20 protein-coding genes and 1 other RNA gene are annotated in these 20,734 nt (G+C 41.5%); 6 read left to right on the forward strand and 15 right to left on the reverse strand.

Annotation, left to right across the window (positions count from 1 at the left end; genetic code table 11):
• Positions 1–18: 18 nt before the first annotated feature.
• From B1K71_RS13480 to B1K71_RS13490, 3 genes are all read right to left on the reverse strand, one after another.
• A complete protein-coding gene (locus B1K71_RS13480; RefSeq protein WP_077327940.1) occupies positions 19–372 on the reverse strand; it encodes a lmo0954 family membrane protein in 354 nt (117 codons plus the stop codon).
• Between the two features lie 203 nt (positions 373–575).
• A complete protein-coding gene (locus B1K71_RS13485; RefSeq protein ID WP_077327942.1) occupies positions 576–1,559 on the reverse strand; it encodes an LLM class flavin-dependent oxidoreductase in 984 nt (327 codons plus the stop codon).
• Entirely contained in the window at positions 1,556–2,143 is a 588-nt protein-coding gene (locus B1K71_RS13490) for a DUF1836 domain-containing protein (protein ID WP_077327943.1), read from the reverse strand. Before B1K71_RS13490 ends, B1K71_RS13485 begins: the two co-directional genes overlap by 4 nt.
• A 131-nt stretch (positions 2,144–2,274) precedes the next feature.
• Between B1K71_RS13490 and trhA the strand changes: the two genes are divergently transcribed.
• The gene (gene trhA, locus B1K71_RS13495; RefSeq protein ID WP_077327944.1) at positions 2,275–2,922 is read left to right on the forward strand and encodes a PAQR family membrane homeostasis protein TrhA; all 648 of its coding nucleotides are present in this window, start codon (positions 2,275–2,277) and stop codon (positions 2,920–2,922) included.
• Between the two features lie 28 nt (positions 2,923–2,950).
• Here the strand turns inward: trhA and B1K71_RS13500 are convergent, their stop codons facing one another.
• The 9 genes from B1K71_RS13500 to secG all read right to left on the reverse strand — a co-directional run bounded on the left by B1K71_RS13500 (position 2,951) and on the right by secG (position 12,979).
• On the reverse strand, positions 2,951–4,135 hold the full coding sequence (locus tag B1K71_RS13500) for an MFS transporter (RefSeq protein ID WP_077327945.1): 1,185 nt from the start codon (positions 4,133–4,135) through the stop codon (positions 2,951–2,953).
• A 6-nt stretch (positions 4,136–4,141) separates the two neighbouring features.
• On the reverse strand, positions 4,142–4,603 hold the full coding sequence (locus B1K71_RS13505) for a MarR family winged helix-turn-helix transcriptional regulator (protein ID WP_245799273.1): 462 nt from the start codon (positions 4,601–4,603) through the stop codon (positions 4,142–4,144).
• Positions 4,604–4,731: 128 nt separating this feature from the next.
• Complete coding sequence (locus tag B1K71_RS13510) at positions 4,732–5,787, reverse strand: M42 family metallopeptidase (protein ID WP_077327946.1); 1,056 nt, start codon at positions 5,785–5,787, stop codon at positions 4,732–4,734.
• Between the two features lie 262 nt (positions 5,788–6,049).
• Complete coding sequence (locus B1K71_RS13515; RefSeq protein WP_077327947.1) at positions 6,050–7,654, reverse strand: APC family permease; 1,605 nt, start codon at positions 7,652–7,654, stop codon at positions 6,050–6,052.
• Between the two features lie 723 nt (positions 7,655–8,377).
• Positions 8,378–8,741, reverse strand: a transfer-messenger RNA (tmRNA) gene (gene ssrA / locus B1K71_RS13520).
• Positions 8,742–8,835: 94 nt separating this feature from the next.
• Positions 8,836–9,300 (reverse strand): SsrA-binding protein SmpB, encoded by a 465-nt coding sequence (gene smpB, locus B1K71_RS13525; protein WP_077327948.1) that lies wholly within the window; start codon positions 9,298–9,300, stop codon positions 8,836–8,838.
• A gap of 399 nt (positions 9,301–9,699) precedes the next feature.
• On the reverse strand, positions 9,700–11,862 hold the full coding sequence (rnr, locus tag B1K71_RS13530) for a ribonuclease R (RefSeq protein WP_077327949.1): 2,163 nt from the start codon (positions 11,860–11,862) through the stop codon (positions 9,700–9,702).
• A 49-nt stretch (positions 11,863–11,911) separates the two neighbouring features.
• A complete protein-coding gene (locus B1K71_RS13535; protein WP_077327950.1) occupies positions 11,912–12,658 on the reverse strand; it encodes an alpha/beta hydrolase in 747 nt (248 codons plus the stop codon).
• 90 nt (positions 12,659–12,748) lie between these two features.
• A complete protein-coding gene (gene secG / locus B1K71_RS13540) occupies positions 12,749–12,979 on the reverse strand; it encodes a preprotein translocase subunit SecG (RefSeq protein WP_077330239.1) in 231 nt (76 codons plus the stop codon).
• Between the two features lie 153 nt (positions 12,980–13,132).
• Here secG and B1K71_RS13545 point away from each other — a divergent pair, with 153 nt between their 5' ends.
• The 5 genes from B1K71_RS13545 to clpP all read left to right on the forward strand — a co-directional run bounded on the left by B1K71_RS13545 (position 13,133) and on the right by clpP (position 17,425).
• The gene (locus B1K71_RS13545) at positions 13,133–14,056 is read left to right on the forward strand and encodes an alpha/beta hydrolase (RefSeq protein ID WP_077327951.1); all 924 of its coding nucleotides are present in this window, start codon (positions 13,133–13,135) and stop codon (positions 14,054–14,056) included.
• A 66-nt stretch (positions 14,057–14,122) separates the two neighbouring features.
• The gene (ptsP, locus tag B1K71_RS13550) at positions 14,123–15,829 is read left to right on the forward strand and encodes a phosphoenolpyruvate--protein phosphotransferase (RefSeq protein ID WP_077330241.1); all 1,707 of its coding nucleotides are present in this window, start codon (positions 14,123–14,125) and stop codon (positions 15,827–15,829) included.
• A 187-nt stretch (positions 15,830–16,016) separates the two neighbouring features.
• Entirely contained in the window at positions 16,017–16,247 is a 231-nt protein-coding gene (locus tag B1K71_RS13555; RefSeq protein WP_077327953.1) for an RNA polymerase sigma factor, read from the forward strand.
• Between the two features lie 56 nt (positions 16,248–16,303).
• Positions 16,304–16,813, forward strand: coding sequence for an RNA polymerase sigma factor (locus B1K71_RS13560; protein WP_077327955.1), 510 nt, complete (start codon positions 16,304–16,306; stop codon positions 16,811–16,813).
• 18 nt (positions 16,814–16,831) lie between these two features.
• On the forward strand, positions 16,832–17,425 hold the full coding sequence (clpP, locus tag B1K71_RS13565) for an ATP-dependent Clp endopeptidase proteolytic subunit ClpP (protein ID WP_077327957.1): 594 nt from the start codon (positions 16,832–16,834) through the stop codon (positions 17,423–17,425).
• Between the two features lie 177 nt (positions 17,426–17,602).
• Here the strand turns inward: clpP and B1K71_RS13570 are convergent, their stop codons facing one another.
• The 3 genes from B1K71_RS13570 to eno all read right to left on the reverse strand — a co-directional run bounded on the left by B1K71_RS13570 (position 17,603) and on the right by eno (position 20,716).
• Entirely contained in the window at positions 17,603–18,187 is a 585-nt protein-coding gene (locus tag B1K71_RS13570) for a nitroreductase family protein (protein ID WP_077327959.1), read from the reverse strand.
• Between the two features lie 14 nt (positions 18,188–18,201).
• Entirely contained in the window at positions 18,202–19,161 is a 960-nt protein-coding gene (locus tag B1K71_RS13575) for a nucleoside hydrolase (protein WP_077327961.1), read from the reverse strand.
• Between the two features lie 271 nt (positions 19,162–19,432).
• The gene (eno, locus tag B1K71_RS13580) at positions 19,433–20,716 is read right to left on the reverse strand and encodes a phosphopyruvate hydratase (RefSeq protein ID WP_077327963.1); all 1,284 of its coding nucleotides are present in this window, start codon (positions 20,714–20,716) and stop codon (positions 19,433–19,435) included.
• Positions 20,717–20,734 lie beyond the last annotated feature (18 nt).

Raw genomic sequence — 20,734 nt, forward strand, 5'->3', positions numbered from 1 at the left:
ACGTACCATTTTTATTTCTTATCGATTTATTTCTGCCCATTGACGTTCAAAATTTTGAAATGGATCATTATCTTCCACAAATTGTCCTGCAGGCTGTGCATCGTCTTCTTTCCAGCTTTTATAAATCAGGTACAGCCCATATGCTGCCGCAACACCGATCACTGCATAGATATTGGAAAGGCCAATGCTTAGTACGATTAACCCTGCTATGACCCAGCCGACCTTGCCTGCTGTTGAATCACTTTTAACAAACTTTTTAAAAATCACATACAGCAGCCATACACTTAGACCAAGCAATATCATCGGTCCGAGATTTGCCAGCAAAATGAAAAAGGCAATCAGACCTCCAACAAATAACATAAATTTCTTCATGCATTCCGCCTCCTTTCTTAATTCAATCTTATCGAACACAACGGTCGCACGTAATGATCCCCAGCCATATTTTGAACTAGGTCTGAAGGCGTATATTGAAATAAAAAAATGCACCCCGTTTGAGATGCATTGCTTCATCAAGTGTTTCCGATGTAAATTAAATACTGATTTCTTGCGGCAAGAACCAGTCCAAGTATTCGAACCTATTTATTTAAATCAAACACTGCATCAGCAAGGAGTTTATACGATTTCATCCTAGCTTCATAGCTGTGTGTAATCGTTACGATCATCCATTCATCTGCATTGTATTTCTTCTGCAGTTGTTCCAACTGCGTCCTGACTTGCTGCGGATTTCCGACAATCATTTTATGGCGCATTTTCCGGATTGTTTCCTGCTCCTCCACTGAAAATGCATAATTTTTAGCCGTACCTGCTGAAGGGACACGTCCATCCCCTTCACCTTTTCCCTTCTGAATATTCCATAATAAACTACTCAATGCCAATTGTTCTGCTTCCGCCGTCGTTTCAGCACAAATAACCGAAACAGTCACGATTGCTCCTGTTCCATCCTCTTTGTATTTTTTTACAATCGCCGGACCATCCGCATCACTCATAAAGTGACCAAATACATATGGCAGTCCTTTCCGGGAAGCAAGTAAGGCACTTTTTTCACTCGTTCCAAGCAGCCATACTGTTGGCGAACGATGGGGCACCGGCGTCGGCTTGATTTTGGAAAACATCTGATCTTCCGCAAAATCGTTATGTAAAAAGTGCAGCAGGTCATCAAGTGCATCCGGCATCCGACGTACATTTTCCAAAAAATTACCAGAGAGTGCGATGGATGCTTCAGCTGATCCACCTGGTGCACGGCCAATACCCAAATCAACACGATCCGGATATAACGTTGCTAACAAGTTATACGTTTCCGCAACATGGTACGGCTTATAATGCGGCAAAAGAACAGCACCTGCACCAATGCGGATTCGCTTCGTATATGATCCAATTAACCCAAGCATAACATCCGGATTGGGACAAGCGAGTCCATCCATATCATGATGTTCTGCTATCCAATACCGAGTGTAACCAAGCTCGTCCGCCAGCACAGCCAGTTCAAGCGATGCATGCAACGCATCCCGGGCTGATTTTCCGGATGAAATTGGTGACTGATCCAAAATACTAAGTTTCATTTTTGATGCCCCTTTTCTTCTTTCCCGATGGCATCGACCATTTTTTCCGCTGCCCTTCGATAGTAATTACTCATATTTGTCATGACTGCAACCATTAATAATTGTTCCAGATACTTTTTGTCATCATCATCCAAATGCTTTACCTTCTCATGAACCGCATCTGAATGTTGATGTACAGCTTTCGAAAACTGATCCACATTATCCCTGTCAAGCTTCAGATAACAGTCGTAAAAGTCTTGCAGATTAAAGGCTTTATCCGTTATATTTTCATTCAGCTTTTCAAGCGTCTGTTTAACATCGTTGATGGATAGTGCACCTTTCATTTGATAGATCATACTGATAAGCATCAAATGTTCTCGTGAATATTTTTTATTTTTAACCGGAAAAAATAACTTGCCCTTGGCATAATTATTAATCATCGTTTTCGTCAATACTTTTTCATCATCATTTCGTTTGGACGCAGCGAATTTATTCTCAAATAATTGTATCACCTGATCCATGTACAGATTTAAATCCGGAATATCCTCCAATGTTAATTGGGAATCTAAATGCATATTATCAATAAAGTGTTCCATATTATTCATCATAAAACTCCAGTTTGTTTTTTGTACATTATACGAAATATCGGCGCTAAAGTAAATGTTGACTACATAATGATATGCGTATATCATTGTTATATAGTTTTAAAAACTACATACAAAAAGGGGTTAATTTAATGAGTGTTTATATTCGCGAACCAGTTAATGGACTGACACACTTATTAGGAGCATTTTTATCATTTGCAGGGCTGCTTGCTTTGGTCATTAAAGCCGTGGAAACATCGGAATCAGCACTTGCGCTGGCATCGGTCATTGTCTTCGGAATCAGCATGATTTTACTTTACAGTGCATCTGCCACGTATCATATGGTGATTGCAAAAGATCATGTCATCGCATTTCTCAGACGAATTGATCACTCGATGATTTTCGTTTTGATTGCGGGAACGTATACACCATTTTGTCTGATCAGTCTGCGTGGCACAACCGGATGGACGTTATTCAGTATCATAACGGCAATCGCTGTCGCCGGCGTAACTTTTAAATTAATCTGGTTTCATGCACCACGACTGTTATCCACTGTTCTATACGTTGCGATGGGATGGATTGTAATCTTTTACAGTGCACACCTGCTGCCGATTATCGGCGGCGAAGGAATGTTCTTGCTCATGCTTGGCGGTTTTTTTTACACAGTTGGCGCCCTGATTTACTGGAAAAAACCAGCATTCCTGTCATTTAAACACTTTGGATTCCACGAAATATTTCACCTGTTTATCATGGCCGGAACATTATGTCACTTTTTCTGTATATATGGATATGTATTATAAAAAAAGCAGCCAATCGGGCTGCTTTTTTTTATTGATTCTCCACCACTTCATATTCCTTTTCTGCTTTTGCAAAACCTATGCTGTAGAGGAAGAGCAGTATCACAATACTTAAAATCGAAAATCCATAAATAAAGTGGTAGCTTGTTACAGATACCAGCATTCCCAATCCGGTTGAACCGATAGCCATTCCCAAATCCATTGAGGAGAAAAACATCGCATTTGCTGTCCCCTGCTTGTGTCTTTCCACAAAGCTGACTGCAATTGCTTGCAATGTCGGGGTGACAATCCCGTACGAAATACCATAGAATACCCCTGCAACGAGCAATGTTATCGTATGATGTGTAATAGACAAAAGAAACAATGCAATCATTCCGGAAATTGCCGCGGGGTATATAACAACTTTATGTCCATATTTGTCAAACCATTTTCCGGAAAACGGCCGAATAACAGTCATCATAATCGTCATGACAAGGAAAAACAGGGAAACAGATTTCAATCCCGCTTCGTTTCCGAGTCCGCTCAAGAAACTGATAACCCCTCCTAATGTAATCGTGAAAAATACAGTTAAAATACATGGAAGCAATGCCTTTTTATCAAAAACATATTCCTTCAGTGTAATGTCTGCTGTCTCATTTTCGGAAACAATCATTTCAGGAGCCTTGACAAAAAAACATAATAAAAGTGCTGCAATGGTAAGGATAACTGAAAAAATAATCATTACATTGTATGAATAAAACTGAAGTAATGCCAGCGCAAACATTGGAGCAACACTCGTTCCGATACTAGTTGCCATGCCATAATACCCTATCCCCTCGCCAAGGCGTTTTACAGGAATGATAGTCGTTGCCATTGTCGCAAAAATCGTTGACACAATCCCGAATCCAATCCCATGAATTGCCCGAAGACTAAGCAGAACAGCAATAGAATCCTGTTCATAGCTCAGGCCAACTGAAACGACAAGGAGGATTAAAGCGGCTGTACTGATCACTTTCATATTAATTTTTTGCATCATATAACCAATCAGCGGACGCGTTAAAATTGCGGCAGCCATAAAAACGGTCGTCATCAATCCGGCTTGTGTCGGGTCGTTTTTTACCGATGTAATATATGCCGGAAAACCTGCCGTTAATAACTGCAGGCATAGAAAAAATAAAAAGGCCATTACAACAATGGCCAAAAATTGGGGTGTCCATAACTTTGGTGCATTTCTCATATAAATCTATTCCTTCTTTCTGTTCCATTCAATTTCCAATAAGCTATCAATGTTGTTTTCCAGGGAGGAAAGTACTTCCTGATAAAGCCGCAGTTTTTCCGAATCAATGTCACCGATCAATTCACTGTAAACCTCTTTCAGGTATGGCCCCACACTATTTACCAGATTGGATCCTTTTTCGGTAATCTGTATTAAAAAGGAACGTCGGTCATCCGGATTCTGCACCCTTGTGGTATATTCGTGTTTTTCCAGTAAATCAAGGATTTTCGTTAATGTGGCTTTATCTTTATCAGCTCGTTCAGACAAAGTTCTTTGGTTGATTAGACCGGATTCATAAACAGTTCGTAAAACGGCCCATTGCTCTGTGGTAATGTTGAACTCCTTCAAATGATGATTAATAATCCGTGATATTTTCTTGCTGAGACGGACTGTGGCTGAACCAATCGCTTTATCTAAACTCAAGGACATGGCACATGCTCCCTTCATTCCAATCTTAATTAAGTATACACGAAAAGTATGTTTGTGTAAATATAATTTGTGCACAAACTAAAATAAATGATAAAAATGATCCGGTATTCGCCGGATCATTTTTTAGTTTAGTATTCTACCAGATCAGATTGCACGTAGTGATATAGTAATTTTTCCGTATGATGAAGTGACTTCTCATGTGTTCGCTCATATGCATGGGATGAATCGATTCCGGGACCAATCAAACCATGGATAATATCATGACCGGCACGTATTGCGGCCGATGCATCAGAACCATAGTAAGGATAGATATCAAGCTTATATTCAATATCATTTGATTCTGCAAGCTGAACAAGGTGCTTACGCAATTCATAATGGTATGGTCCGCTGGCATCTTTGACACAGATGGAAACAGTATATTCATCAGTGGATTGTCCGTCCCCCATGGCACCCATATCAACTGCCATGTATTCCACTGTTTCCGGAGTAATATTTGAATTTCCGCCATAACCGATTTCTTCATTATTTGAGATCAGGAAATGAGTCGTGTATGGGAGTGTTATATCTTCTTCTTTCAGTCGTTTAATAAGCTGCAGCAGCACAGCCACACTTGCCTTGTCATCAAGGTGACGGGATTTAACGAATCCGGTATCGGTCAATTGAACACGGGGATCAAACGCAACAAAATCGCCTACCTCAATTCCAAGCTTACGTATATCATCAGCATTTTCCACTTCCGCATCAATACGTACTTCCATATTTTCCTGATTCCGCTCAGCTTTACCTGCATCTTTATATACATGGACGGAGGTCTGATGCATCAAAATTGTTCCGGTGAATTTTTTACCATCGGATGTTTGGATTTCGCAGTATTCCCCTTCGACTGCATTATAATGGAAACCGCCAATCAAATTGATGCGAAGACGACCATTATCTTTTACCTCTTTAACCATTGCCCCTAATGTATCAACATGGGCTGTCAGCATTCGGTGTTCGGTTTTGCTCTTGCCGGGTAATGTTGCAATTAAACCGCCTTTCCGATTCCGTTTTGTTCCCACCTGCAAATCTTTTAAATAATTTTCCACAAAACTTATAACCTTTGCAGTATTTCCGGACGGACTCGGAATGGAAACCAATTGTTTAAGCAGTTCCTTTGTTTCGTTAATGTTTGGATATACAGCCATAAAACGTTTCCCCCTTCTATGTATTTATCAGTTTCATTGTAACATAAGAAGGATTTTTGGCAGTTCACTGCCGCTAATGGCAACAATCTAAATGGCTGCCGAATGAACATATCGAAAGTGTGTATTTCAAAAAAAGAACGGTACCCAGACCAAGCCTGAGCACCGTTGACACGCATGCTTCTAGTGAAGTGAAGTATATTTCCGCAGCTGGGTACAGGCACCGAGTTCTTCTTTTGACAGAACTCGCTTGCCCAGGAATCAATCAGGAAGCTTCTTCTGTAGCTTCTTCTTCATCATCGGTTATGCGGGCTTTTTTCAAGGCGCTGTTCACACCCCAATAAAAAATCCCCAAAGAACCAAGTGCCATTACAACACTATCCCACGGTCCCGCAAGCAATTGATATGGCATTTCCCCACTCTCTGTTGTCGGACCAAATGATCCAATGAGAGACATCAATACCAAGAAGACATAATAACCAAATAACCACCCTGATGCCTTAAAGTCTTCTTTTAGATTTTTACGGATGGATTCATCTTTATCGGCAAAAGCAAAGAACAAGACAATGGAGCAAACTGTAATTGACACTAGCAAAATAATATTTGACCAGCCGCTCCATAAGGCTACCAATGAGGCGGCCATAAATGTGAGCGGACCGATGAAACCAAGACCTTTCAATACGAATGGTCGCTTCAAATCAGGCGCAGATTTACGCAGAGCGGTAACTGAAACTGGACCGGTCATATACGTCAGGACAAATGAGAATGTAACGGCACCGATTAATCCGCTCCAGGCCTGGAACTGTGTTGGTAATGTCCAGGCAATCCCCATTATCATTGCAAGCCATAAAGCTCCCCGTGGCAACCCTGTTCGTTTATCCACCTTTGCAAAAACACTGTAGAAGTAACCATTCTTTGCCCAGGCAAACATAACGCGGGCAGTTCCAGAGAGAAAAATATTCCCTGTTGCAGCAGGCGAAATCGCGGAATCCAATAAAACAAGGTTTGCCAGCCACACAATTCCCAAGACACCGGCCAATTTAGCCCACGGTGATGTAAGTTCAATTCCTGCCCAGCCGTTGCTCAGCATATCACCGGGAACAGCAGCGACATATGCCAACTGCAGTAATACATACAATCCAAGACAGAGAACAACAGAAAGAACAATTGCCCACGGAACATCCCTTTGCGGATTTTTCGCTTCACCGGCAAAATCTACAGCCTGCCTGAATCCAAGGAATGAAAAAGCAATCCCTGCTGCAACCACGGCTTTAAAAATGCCATGAAGTCCCCCTGGATCAGCTCCTCCTGCACTAAAATTGCTGAAATCTGCATTCAGTAGCAGCATAATAACAATTAAGATTGGAACAACAAACTTAAAAAATGTGATAAACGTATTGAATTTTCCGAAGAAGTTAACACTCCAGTAGTTGATTAGGAAAAAGATAACAACCAATCCTGCCTGCACAGCGAAACCAAGCGCAGACGGACCACCATCAGCCGTTGTCAACGCACCCCAGTAAATCGTTGCATACTGCCGAACAGCGATAACTTCTACACCGATTACACTTGTATAACCAAGCATGGAAGCGAAACCGACCAGATAACCCACAACTGAACCATGCGAATAATCGGGATAACGGAGAAAACCACCACTTCTAGGCATTGCTGCGGACATTTCTGCGTAAGTTAAACCAATTAAAATTATTATAAAAGCACCGATTACCCAGGATAACCATGCACTTGGGCCCGCAAACCCTGCCGCAGTCATGGCACCATAGAGCCATCCTGAACCAATTATTGACCCGCAGCCCAGAAAAGTCAGGTCCAGCAGACTAAGTTTCTTTTTGAATTGACCTTGATTTGACAAAGTAAATTCCCCCTTTAATTAACAAACAAGGATTTTCCGGTAAACTATAATTTATGTATTCCCTCCCTCCGCTTTACAATTTTTCCATGATCATAATTTGGATTTCATCCTAATCACACTGTAAATAGCGAAATGGCATTTTCTGCTATTTAATACCTAGTATATAATTCACAAAAAATGTTGTCAAACAATTCCTAAAATACACATTAACAGGAAAATTGGATTAATTGGAAGAGCAGTATAATACAGGATTTATTGGAATAAATAAACATTTAATTTCAGGAGGTATACGATACGGCTATCCTAATAATAATATGGCGCAAATCCTCATGCGGATTTGCGCCTTGTAACGTCCTTTTAACGCTCATTTTAAAATAAATTAAAAATTGACAATTTTCCCGAGCGAATTCCTGAAATAAAAACCCATTCACCCCATTGTTGCTCCATAGCTGGCCTATAAAAAAACATTTGTTCTAATTCATAAGAAAATGGAGATGAAGAAATGAAAGACTGGGAGGCAGCATACATAGCTGGAATACTGGATGGTGAAGGCAGTATAACCTTAGAATAGTACGTAAAAGGAAACGTGCATTATAACAATGTGACTCCCCGCAATAGGAAATACACCGAAAAAACCTATGCTAGAAAACTTTCTTTTGAAAAGACTTTTTTGCAATATAACCTGTGGAGGAATTTTCATAAAAAAACCACCAACATATGTATTGGTGGAGACGGTGGGAATCGAACCCACGTCCAGAGATATCGCCACTCAAGCATCTACACGCTTAGTTGGTATATTATCTTTCACTGCATCTTTGGCCTGCCAACAGGCTTCAAAGCAGCTAGTCTGATTCGTTTCAACTATCATCCTCAGACGGCGAATGACAGTATAGCCCGCTTCATTTGAGACCCTTCAATCTGCCACACGGGCGATGGCAGGAAGGATCGCTTTAGAACTACTTACGCAGCTGCTAAAGCAGGTTGATTTGTTTCTTTGCCAGTTATTATAGGCGATAACGTTTTACGAGCCGTAACCTCGACGTGCAGCCTGAGCTCAATCTATCCCTGTCGAATCCGTAACGTCCCCATTTAGTGGAGAATCGCTCGGAATAGAACGAGCAATATTTAATTGATATATTTATTATAACATATAAACCGTTGGAATCAAGAGCTGGTAGGTTTTACCGCATATTTTCCTTAATAGCACGATCAACATCACGCTTCATTTGCTTGCGTTTCAGATCCTCTCGCTTATCATATTTCTTTTTCCCTTTTCCAAGGCCAATCAGCACTTTTGCTACCCCGTTTTTAATATAGACTTTCAGCGGTACCAATGCATACCCTTGCTGTTGGGTCAGACCAAGCAATTTATCAATTTCCTTACGGTGAAGCAAAAGTTTTCGTGTGCGGGTTGGATCGTGATTGAACCGATTTCCCTGTTCGTATGTTGCGATGTGCATGTTGATCAGGTAAAGTTCACCCTTATTGATTCTTGCGTGCGAGTCTTTAAGGTTTATTCTGCCGGCACGAATTGATTTGATTTCGGTTCCCTGCAAAACAATTCCTGCTTCGTATGTGTCCTCTATAAAATAATCGTGACGGGCTTTTTTATTTTGTGCGATTACTTTTCCATTTCCCTTAGGCATAACGTGCTTCCTCCTACTACTTGCGTGAACCTTATTCTATCAAAATCCTTCACGAAATCCAATTGTTTTTACTGCCGGGTGTGAATGGATGGTGAAGTAGCTGTGATGTATTAAACTGTTTTACACCGATAATCAACCCTTTATGAAGGATATTAACCTTTACCAGGAGAAAATCAACCTCCAAATGAAATTATCAACCATCATCGGTATGAAATCAACCGTCATTGGTCAGAAATCGACCTTCATCCACATGGAATCAACTCCCCTCCCAAGATATCAACCTTCAATTGAAGTTCCGTTTCCACACGGCAGTCTTTTGACATTACTGTAAAAATTCACATAAAAAAACCAATGCAGGCGCCAAGCAGCTGCATCAGTTTTAAAAATGGTGTGTAGTTTTTATTTCCGTTTATTCTTTTGGCTGGATGGTGTGTTATCCGCCAGTTCAAAATCAACAATCCGCTCATCAAGATTCACCTTAACAACCCGTACATCCAGTTCATCACCGATGCGGTAGATATTCCCGGTCCGTTCCCCGATCATGGCATAGCTGCGTTCGTCAAAATGGTAGTAATCATCGGTCAGGTAACTTACATGGACAAGCCCTTCGACTGTGTTTTCCAGTTCAACAAACAATCCGAAATTAGTAACAGAACTGATTACACCGGTAAACTCCTCACCGATTTTATCCTGCATGTATTCCGCCTTCTTCAAATCATCGGTTTCCCGTTCCGCATCAACTGCTGCCCGTTCCATTTCTGATGTGTGACGGGCGATTTCAGGCATGTGTTCTTTCCAGTATTTGATTGTCTGCGGATCCATTTTTTTATCAATCAGATACGTCCGGATCAGACGGTGTACCGTTAAATCGGGATATCTCCGAATTGGCGATGTGAAATGGGTGTAATATTCAGTTGCCAGTCCGAAATGCCCGATGCTTTGCGGATCATATTTTGCCTGCTGCATCGAACGCAGCATCAGCTTGGACACAATCATTTCTTCCGGTTTGCCTTTAACCGCTTCGATTACTTTCTGCAATGCCTGGGGATGAATTTCATTGGCAGTTCCTTTAACCGAGTAGCCAAGTCCGGCGATAAATTCAAAGAAATGCTGCAGTTTTCCTTCATCCGGGTCCTGATGGATGCGATGAATGAATGGTACGTCCATCCAGTGAAAATGTTCTGCAACTGTCTCATTGGCTGCAAGCATGAATTCCTCAATCAGCCGTTCAGCAACGGATCGTTCACGCAACACGACATCACTTGCTTTGCCGTTTTCATCGACAAGTACCTGGGCCTCTTTGAAATCAAAATCAATCGCACCGCGCCCCATTCGCTTGCCACGCAAGATTGATGCAAGTTTCTCCATCTGTTCAAACATTGGGACAAGTTCCTGATATTTTTCACGGACTTCATCATCGTGATCAACCAGGATTTTATTCACATCTTTATAGGTCATACGTTCATTCGTTTTAATAACGCTCTGAAAAATATCGTGATTTATTACTTCCCCTTTTGGACTGATTTCCATTTCACAGCCTAGGGTCAGCCTGTCCACCTGTGGATTTAATGAACAAATCCCATTTGACAGCCGATGTGGTATCATCGGAATCACACGGTCAACAAGGTAAACACTTGTCCCGCGTTCAAATGCCTCTTTATCGATTGGTGTATCCTGTTCCACATAATAACTGACATCAGCAATATAGACGCCGAGCATGTAATTGCCATTGTCCATTTTTTTCACAGATACGGCATCATCCAAATCCTTGGCATCGGCACCGTCAATGGTAACAATCATTTCATCACGGCGGTCGACCCGGTTTTCCAGTTCGTCCGGTTCAATTTCTTCCGGAGTGTTGGCCGCCTGATCCATAACCTCTTCCGGAAAATCTAGTTTAATACCGTTTTTATGAATGATTGAAAGAATATCAATACCCGGATCGTTTTTATGTCCGAGGATATAAATAATTTCTCCTTCCGCACTTTTACCGGCTTCCGGATATTTCGTAATATGGACAATTACTTTATGACCGGTTACAGCCCCGCCAAATGCACCTTTTGGGATAAATATATCATTTGGAATCCGCTTGTCATCTGCAACCACAAACCCAAATGATCTATTGTTCTCAAATGTTCCAACAATCTGGTGTGTTGCCCGTTCCAAAATCCGGATCACGGTTCCTTCTGGTCTGTTGCCATCATTGCTCTGTTTTTCCAGCCGGACCAGTACTGTGTCGTTGTTCATTGCTGACCCCATATCCGAATGATGGATGTAAATGTCGGCCTGGTTTTCATCATCCGGAATTAAAAATGCGAAACCTTTGGCATGCATCTGAATTCTGCCGCGGATCAGATTCATTTTTTCCGGCAAACCGAAACGATTTTTCCGGGTGCGGACAAGCTCCCCTTTCTCTTCCAATTCATTAAGTGATTTGATAAGTTCTTTAAAATCATCTGTTTCAGTCAATTCCAATTCTTTTTCCAGTTCATTCACAGATAAAGGTTTTTCCCGATGTTCGTTAAAATAATTTTGCAATCTTTCTTTTATTGCTTCACTCATATGTTCACCTTCTTTCTATAGTATTGTTCACGTTTTTTCCACTTTATAATCATTCGCTCCAATCCAATGACTCCAGAAAATTATAAATATCCTTGTGCAATTGTTCTTTTTCTTTATCCATCGTAATCACATGACCCGAATTCTCATACCATTTGATATCCTTTTGATCGGACTGGATATTTTCATAAATATAATTCGCACTGTCTGTATTAATCATTTCATCCTGGCTTGCCTGTACAACCATTGCAGGTGCGTAAATCGTGTCAACATTATTTTTCACTTCTGTTATGAATTTACCGAGATCCTGAAACATGTCTTTTGAATGATCCAAAAGTTCGTTGATTTCCCTATCAATCGTTTCTGCATCTTTTCCTTCAAGCTGCTTAAATTCTTTTGCTTTTGCCTTAAATCCTGTTGTAAGCTCTGTTTCATTGTCAAAGAACATTGGAGCACACATGGTAACCAGTCCCTTGACCTGATTTGAATAAGCAAGCTTTAATGTAAGAACGCCGCCAAGTGACAGTCCGGCCACAGCAATTTCCTTATATCCGAGCTCTTTCAGATGATTGTATGCATTGATCACATCTTCCCACCATTGTGACGCATTCGCCTCGACAAGCGCCTCGGGTTCCTTTCCATGCCCCCGGTAGATTGGGGCATGGCTTGTATATCCTTTTTTCTCTAAAAACCGGCCAAGCATACGGACATCGGCGGAATGTCCGGTAAATCCATGCAGTAATAATACCGCACGAGGACCAGCTTCAAACGTAAATGGTTTTGGTAATATTATTTTCATTTTGCGACATCTCCTTTATTAATTCCCGGTATATACCATACCCTATTAAAAAACCCTTATCACATGGTTTGCGATAAGGGTTATCATAAATTATAAAACGTATGCACTTAGAAAGGCTAAAACGAAAAACAGCACCCCGGTTACAACTGTTCCTCTATGCAGTACAAGATCTGCACCGCGGGCCTTCTGTTTCCCGAAAAGCTGTTCGGCACCGCCGGAAATTGCTCCGGAAAGCCCCTCACTCTTACCTGATTGCAATAATACAAGAACAATCATTACAATTGCATCAACTATCAATAAAATATTCACGACCCCTGCCATAATCAAATGACACCTCCCATAACGGACAAATACCTACAAATAATGTAGCATAATTACATATCCAACCGCAAGCTATTTTCCTTAATTTTGGACGTTTCACTGTTTTCATTTTATCATAGAACGTATATTACCTACGAAATGGATGGTTTTAATATGGAAAAGACTTTTTGGCTGACAATGGAGGATGGTGTGCAGGTACATGTGAAAAATTGGTACAATCCTGCCAGAAAACCACGGGTAGTTGTCCAGCTTTCCCATGGGATGGTGGAACATATTAACCGGTACAATGAGTTTGCTGCATTTCTGCTGGCACATGATATTTTTGTGTATGGCAACGACCACCGCGGTCATGGGAAAACCGGTGAAAAACAAGGACTCTTCGGGCATCTGGCTGATCAGGATGGTTTCGAACGGACAACAAGGGATCTTATTATGATTACAAAACAAATCAAAGCGGATTATCCGAACGTCCCGTTAATTTTATTCGGGCACAGTATGGGATCATTTCTCGCAAGAAATTATATTGCTCAAAACAGCAATTTGCTTGACGGGGTTATTTTGTCTGGCACAGGCTATTTTCCCAAAATACAAAGCTGCATCGCCAAATTGATTGCTTCACGGCTTCCGCCGAAAGAAAAATCTCCATTGATGAATTCGCTGGCATTCCGTTCATATAATAAACGAATTAATGACAAGCAAACCAATTTCGACTGGCTGTCCAGTGACAGAAAAATCGTTAAGACCTATATGGAAGATCCAATGTGCGGACATATTCCGACAGCACGCTTTTTCTATGACTTAATGACAGGACTAATTAAGATTCAGAACTGGCAAAGCATCCAATCAGTCCGGAATGATTTACCATTATTGTTTATCAGCGGAAGTGAAGACCCCGTCGGTGACTATGGTGACGGTGTCTGGAAAACGGCTGAAATGTATTATCGTGCAGGTGTCGAGGATTTAATTGTCATGTTATTTGATCAAGGAAGACATGAATTATTAAACGAAAAAAACCGTGATCTCGTCTATGATGAAATTCTTCGCTGGATCGAGGCCCGAATTAGTCGCAATGCTTGAACCAAGATGCAGGAAAAGGGTACAATAAAGAGTGGTACAAACAGAAAACTGAAGGGTTGGTTAAGAATGATTCAAGGAATAGCAGCATCAAACGGGATAGCAATTGCCAAAGCATATATGCTCACTGCCCCGGACTTATCTTTTTCAAAAAACAACGCTGAAAATCCTAACCTGGAAGTGGAACGCCTTGAGAAGGCCCTGGAAGTTTCCAAACAGGAACTGGAAAAAATAAAAGCACATACAAAGAAAGAAATTGGTGACGAACATGCGGAGATATTTTCTGCACATTTACTTGTCTTAAGTGATCCGGAATTGATTAATCCAATGAAGGAAAAAATCAATACCGAAAACGCAACGGCTGAGGCGGCACTTGATGAAACAGCCAATATGTTCATTGAAATGTTCAAAAACATGGATAATGAATACATGCGGGAACGTGCAGCAGACATTCACGACGTTACAAAACGCGTGTTGGCACATCTGCTTGGTGTAACTTTTCCCGATCCGGCATTGATTGATGAAGAGGTTATCGTTATCGCAAACGACTTGACTCCATCCGACACGGCACAATTGAACCGGCAGTTTGTAAAAGGTTTTGCAACCGACATCGGCGGCCGCACGTCACACTCGGCTATTATGGCGCGTTCACTTGAAATACCTGCTGTAGTTGGCACAAAACAAGTTACGAAAGATATCCAAAAAGATGACATGATCATTGTAGACGGTATCGAGGGAAACGTCATCGTGAAGCCGTCTGATGAACAGTTGGCAGCTTATAAAGAAAAACAAGAAGCATTTGCGAAACAAAAAGAGGAATGGGCCAAGCTAAAGGATGAACCAACCATTGCTTCTGATGGTGAGCAAGTTGAACTTGGAGCAAATATTGGTACTCCGCAAGATGTGGAAGGTGTTCTCGATAATGGCGGTGAAGCTATTGGGTTATACCGGACAGAGTTTTTATACATGGGTAAAAATGAACTTCCTACTGAAGAAGAACAATATGATGCCTATAAATCCGTGCTGGAACAGATGGGAAAAAAACCGGTAGTCGTCCGCACACTGGATATCGGCGGCGATAAGGAATTAAATTATCTGGATCTTCCCGAAGAACTAAACCCGTTCCTTGGCTTCCGGGCGATTCGATTTTGCCTGGAGAATACAGATGTGTTCCGTACCCAATTACGTGCATTGCTGCGTGCAAGTGTACATGGCAACCTGAAAATTATGTTTCCGATGATTGCAACACTCGAAGAATTCCGCCAGGCTAAAGCAATTCTGCTCGATGAAAAAGATAACCTTAAACAGGAAGGCGTAAAAGTTTCCGACCAAATTGAAGTCGGCATCATGGTCGAAATTCCATCCACTGCTGTAACGGCAAAACAATTTGCGAAAGAAGTGGACTTTTTCAGCATCGGTACGAACGATTTGATTCAATATACAATGGCGGCGGATCGGATGAATGAACGTGTATCCTATTTATATCAGCCATATCACCCGGCAATTCTGAACCTTGTCAGCAATGTTATTGAGGCAGCGCATGCCGAAAATAAATGGGTCGGCATGTGCGGTGAAATGGCCGGTGATCCGATTGCCATTCCAATTCTGCTTGGGCTCGGCCTGGATGAATTCAGCATGAGTGCAACATCCATTCTGCCAGCCCGCACACAAATCCGTGAGCTGTCGAAAGAGAAAATGGCTTCTTATAAAGATAAACTATTGTCTATGGCTACTGCCGAAGAAGTCATGGAATTTGTGAAAGAGAAAACGGAATAATTTTTATAGCAACTTTGCCCGGACAACAATAAAGTCCGGGCTTTTTTCTCTTCCCGCATCCACAGTACTAAACCCACTTATACTCTAAAAATGATTGGAATCATAAAAACTTTGTAATAACCCGTATCTTTTTACACCAATTTTTCGTTTATATGAGTGAAAGGAAAATATTAAGGAGTGATTTGCAATGCGGCCGCATGTACAAAAAGCTCTAGCCAAAGCGAATGAAAACTTTGAAAGTGCTGTTCAGCCATACTTGAATGACTTAAAAAACTATTGCTTGTCATTGACAAAATCATCATGGGACGGCGAGGACCTGATGCAGGAAACGTTAATAAAAGCTTACAAAAGCTGGATTAAAAAACCAAAACAAGTATCCAAGGCTTATTTTTTCGAATTGCATCCAATACATGGATAGATGGATTCCGAAAACGAAAGCCATCTGTAGATTTCAATCAGGAACTGTCCGAATTGATGGTAAAGGAAGAAATGGTATCCGATGAATTGTATCACGCCATGGAATTATTACTGCGTGAACTTACACCTAAACAACGCTTGGCTATCTTATTGTCAGGTATGGATTATACTGCGCAGGAAACCGCACAGATGACAGGAACAAGTGAAGATGCAGTTAAAGCAGCTCTCCGAAGGGCCAGAAAAAGGTTGGAGCGGAGCAAACACGAAGATGATCAGAATATAGATGATGACAGAATAAATACGTACATTACCGTATTGCAAAACGGTAATTCCGAAAAATTGATTGATCTTTACCAAAGAGAAATAATGGAACCGCTTCAGATATCCAACCAATCTGCACATATTGGTCCCGGTTCACTTCCGTCATTGCAGCAAATTTCAGGCGCTGGTCTGTCATACATTCTTGTGGCAGTCCGGATTCAAAGCGGAAAAATGCTATTTATACCGTTTTACCGTTCAGAATGGCTGAATTTATGGTTAACACAGGGTTTTTCATTCGCGGCATAATGAAAGGAGTTATCAAGAATGTCAAATGTCATTCCATATGTCGTTGATCAAACAAATCATGGAGAGCGATCCTATGATATTTATTCCAGGTTACTAAAAGACAGGGTAGTATTCCTTGGTACAGAAGTAAATGATGAAGTTGCGAATAGTGTCGTTGCACAGTTATTGTTTTTAGCTGCGGAGGATTCGGAAAAGGATATTTCACTATATATTAACAGCCCGGGAGGATCCATCACAGCAGGATTCGCAATTTATGATACAATGCAGTTTATTCAGCCGGATGTACAAACAATATGCACCGGATTTGCGGCGTCATTTGGTGCCATGCTGCTTGTAGCCGGAACAAAGGGTAAGCGGCTCGCGCTGCCAAACAGTGAAATCGTGATCCATCAGCCGTTGGGAGGGGCAAAGGGGCAGGCAAGTGATATTGAAATTAGTGCACGTCGTATTATCCAAACGCGAAAAAGGATTAACACTATTCTTTCCGAGCGTACCGGGCAACCAATTGATAGAATCAATAAAGATACAGATCGTGATTATTTCATGACAGCGGAAGAAGCCAAAGAATACGGGATGATTGACAAAGTTGTAAAATCAGTGGATTCGGTATAACCCCCGAATTATCCCTTGAACTTCGCACAAATGACAGGCTGGGACAAAAGTGTTTACCAAAAAACTGAACAACTAATTGGATAATGGAGTGTATAGCCGCTCCGGAAATTCCCGATTGTTCGGCTTTTGAATTACACGTTTTTAATATGTCCCGGCCCCTTTTTTCAAGCTAGTGTATCATTCCGATACGATCTCCAGTTTTTCTTCAATCGGTGTCCTTCCTTTATCCCGTGGTATTTTTGCGGGGTACCCGATTTGCATTACTGCAGCAATTTTAAACCTTTCTGGATCCAATCCGATATCCTTGGAAAAACCGGTATCATGCATATACGGGGTGATTGTCCAAAGCATTCCGACACCAAATTCCCATGCAGCCAACTGAGCATTTTGAATAAATGCACAGACAGAAGCGTATTCCTCCTCATAACGCACGGGATCTTCTTCTTTTTCAAAAAAGATGACCGCATGGTGCGGTATTTTCAAAAGGAATTCCCGCATTGACTCTGTCATCTTAATTGTCTTTGGGTCATCATCAGTTTTCAGCATTCCAATTCGCTGATAGCTTTTAAGTATCGCATTAACAAATTCACGTTTGCCATTTTCCTGGTAGATTTTTATGTTCCACGGTTCTTTCATATAATGCGTTGGCGCATACGTGCCATAAGAAAATATTCTTTTTAAAATTGACATATCCACTTCGCTGCTTTTAAAACTGTGAACGGACCTGCGTTGTTTGATTGCATCCAGTAACTCGATGGTCATCACCCTTTTTTCTTTTAGTCGGACTGTTGAAGTGACATCGTTGTCATAAAATCCATGTAAAACTTTTTATAATCCATGGCAAACGCAATTCGTTGCGGCCGAACTTTATCTTTTTCTTCCATTGGACCACCGGGACGAATATCCGCGATACTCTGCCCGCGTGCAACACCAGTTTCCTGCTGCACTATTTTAACCGGCAGTGTCCGGTATGTGAACATATCTTCATGAATAATGGCCATTAACGTAACCACATCATGCATTGGGCCACCCCGGATATCGGGATAAATTTGTTTATAGTAATTGTAATAATAATCAAGCATCGGTTTGATAATATCCAATTTCCCAACCTGATCGATATAATCGGTCATCTTAGGTGTGACCACCGCTTTTTGTGTCACATTCAACGGAAGAATGGTTACGTCCCGAGCATATTTTAACACAATCTGGGCTGCGATAGGGTCTCCATAAAAATTCGCTTCTGATACAGCGGTTACATTTCCCGGAACCCAAAACGCCCCGCCCATAATATAATACTGTTTTATATTATCCATCAATGACTGATATAAGATAAACATGGTTGCGAGCGATGTAAGCCGCCCAATATTGACGATGATTAATTCATCTTTGTATTCATTAATGATATCGACAACCTTGGAAAAGTTTTCGACAACTTCATTTTCTTCAGCCTCTGGCGGGATAATCGGACCAAGCCCGTATTCGCCGTGAATTTCCGGAAAATACTTCGGATTCTCCCCTGTCATCGGGTTTTCTGCACCACCCATAATAATAACCCGATTCCCTATATCTAACAGTTCCCGTATATAATTTACATTAGCCAGCGCATTTTCTCTTGAAATATTTCCATAATCGGCCACTACCCCAATTATATCAATCTCATCCTTAAAAAAAGAATAAATAAGTGCAATCGTATCATCTATTCCGATATCCCCGAAAAGCAATACTTTTTTGACCATCCTCTACCCCACCTTTAATAGGAATTGATTTATCAACAGATTATTCCAGAGAAAGGTGTCCTGTGTTAATGGGATCAGGAAATCTGCATTTGGAAGGGCATATTCGCGTGTTTGGAGGGTGTCTTCGCACGTTTGATGGCAGGTTCGCACGTTTGGATAAACGCTTTGTAAGGAGGAGTTGAATTTCGATTCTTCATTATTGCAATAAACGAAAAGAGGAGGCATCTATTATTCCAAACAAAAAAGAGCGGAAAAATCCGCTCTTCCTTCATTACTTCAAGTTATAAAATGATTTTAAGCCGCCGTACTCACCCATTCCGGCTAATTCATCTTCAATGCGAAGCAGTTGATTGTACTTCGCAACACGGTCTGTACGTGATGGTGCGCCGGTTTTTATTTGTCCGGCGTTTGTTGCAACAGCGATATCCGCAATCGTTGCGTCTTCTGTTTCGCCGGAACGATGTGAGATAACTGCTGTGTAGCCGGCTCGCTTGGCCATTTCGACAGCTTCGAACGTTTCGGTCAACGTTCCGATCTGGTTTACTTTAACCAGTATGGAGTTGCCAACACCTTGTTCAATGCCCTGCGACAATTTGCTTGTGTTCGTTACAAATAAATCGTCACCAACCAGTTGCACACGGTCGCCGATACGATCGGTCAGAAGTTTGTGACCTTCCCAGTCATTTTCATCCAGACCGTCTTCAATGGAGATAATTGGATATTTGTTAATGAGCACTTCGTACCAATCAACCATTTCGGCGGAAGTTCGGACTACACCTTCACCTTTCAGATTATACTTTCCATCTTCGTAAATTTCGGAAGAGGCAACATCCATTGCAAGCTTTACTTCCTCACCAGGCTTGTAGCCTGCTGCTTCGATTGCTTCCACGATTGTTTCCAATGCTTCTTCATTTGATTTCAGGTTTGGTGCAAAGCCGCCTTCATCACCGACACCGGTGTTATAACCTTTGGATTTCAGTACATTTTTTAATGCATGAAAAATTTCCGCACCGGTACGCAATGCTTCCTTAAATGTTGGAGCAGCAACCGGCATAATCATAAATTCCTGAATATCCACATTGTTATCGGCATGTTCACCACCGTTTAAGATATTCATCATTGGTGTAGGCAATGTTTTTGCATTAAACCCGCCAAGATAGTTATACAGTGGCAATCCAAGATAGCTTGACGCAGCGTGGGCTGCTGCCATGGATACACCAAGAATGGCATTGGCACCAAGATTTCTCTTGTTTTCGGTACCATCCAGCTCAATCATGATTTGGTCAATGATATTTTGACGTGTCACATCAACACCGAGCAGTTCCGGTGCAATCACGTCATTTACGTTCTGCACTGCTTTTTCGACACCTTTTCCAAGATAACGGTTCTTATCACCGTCACGAAGCTCAACCGCTTCATATTCACCTGTTGATGCACCACTTGGCACCAATGCGGCACCAAACGCACCGGATTCGGTGGATACTTCCACTTCTACTGTTGGATTTCCTCTTGAGTCTAATACTTCACGTGCATATACGTCTGTAATGTATGGCATCACAATCGCTCCCTTATT

Origin of the sequence: Virgibacillus siamensis, assembly GCF_900162695.1 — a bacterium.
In the GTDB taxonomy this organism is placed as follows: domain Bacteria; phylum Bacillota; class Bacilli; order Bacillales; family Amphibacillaceae; genus Lentibacillus; species Lentibacillus siamensis_A.

Coding starts and splice junctions, on each gene's coding strand:
- secG (WP_077330239.1), bottom strand. CDS start 12,979: ATGGCAGGGGTCGTGAATATTTTATTGATAGTTGATGCAATTGTAATG.
- B1K71_RS13490 (WP_077327943.1), bottom strand. CDS start 2,143: ATGAATAATATGGAACACTTTATTGATAATATGCATTTAGATTCCCAA.
- clpP (WP_077327957.1), top strand. CDS start 16,832: ATGTCAAATGTCATTCCATATGTCGTTGATCAAACAAATCATGGAGAG.
- B1K71_RS13480 (WP_077327940.1), bottom strand. CDS start 372: ATGAAGAAATTTATGTTATTTGTTGGAGGTCTGATTGCCTTTTTCATT.
- B1K71_RS13485 (WP_077327942.1), bottom strand. CDS start 1,559: ATGAAACTTAGTATTTTGGATCAGTCACCAATTTCATCCGGAAAATCA.
- B1K71_RS13510 (WP_077327946.1), bottom strand. CDS start 5,787: ATGGCTGTATATCCAAACATTAACGAAACAAAGGAACTGCTTAAACAA.
- B1K71_RS13500 (WP_077327945.1), bottom strand. CDS start 4,135: ATGAGAAATGCACCAAAGTTATGGACACCCCAATTTTTGGCCATTGTT.
- smpB (WP_077327948.1), bottom strand. CDS start 9,300: ATGCCTAAGGGAAATGGAAAAGTAATCGCACAAAATAAAAAAGCCCGT.
- ptsP (WP_077330241.1), top strand. CDS start 14,123: ATGATTCAAGGAATAGCAGCATCAAACGGGATAGCAATTGCCAAAGCA.
- B1K71_RS13545 (WP_077327951.1), top strand. CDS start 13,133: ATGGAAAAGACTTTTTGGCTGACAATGGAGGATGGTGTGCAGGTACAT.
- B1K71_RS13560 (WP_077327955.1), top strand. CDS start 16,304: ATGGTAAAGGAAGAAATGGTATCCGATGAATTGTATCACGCCATGGAA.
- eno (WP_077327963.1), bottom strand. CDS start 20,716: ATGCCATACATTACAGACGTATATGCACGTGAAGTATTAGACTCAAGA.
- B1K71_RS13505 (WP_245799273.1), bottom strand. CDS start 4,603: ATGTCCTTGAGTTTAGATAAAGCGATTGGTTCAGCCACAGTCCGTCTC.
- B1K71_RS13535 (WP_077327950.1), bottom strand. CDS start 12,658: ATGAAAATAATATTACCAAAACCATTTACGTTTGAAGCTGGTCCTCGT.
- trhA (WP_077327944.1), top strand. CDS start 2,275: ATGAGTGTTTATATTCGCGAACCAGTTAATGGACTGACACACTTATTA.
- B1K71_RS13555 (WP_077327953.1), top strand. CDS start 16,017: ATGCGGCCGCATGTACAAAAAGCTCTAGCCAAAGCGAATGAAAACTTT.
- rnr (WP_077327949.1), bottom strand. CDS start 11,862: ATGAGTGAAGCAATAAAAGAAAGATTGCAAAATTATTTTAACGAACAT.
- B1K71_RS13570 (WP_077327959.1), bottom strand. CDS start 18,187: ATGACCATCGAGTTACTGGATGCAATCAAACAACGCAGGTCCGTTCAC.
- B1K71_RS13575 (WP_077327961.1), bottom strand. CDS start 19,161: ATGGTCAAAAAAGTATTGCTTTTCGGGGATATCGGAATAGATGATACG.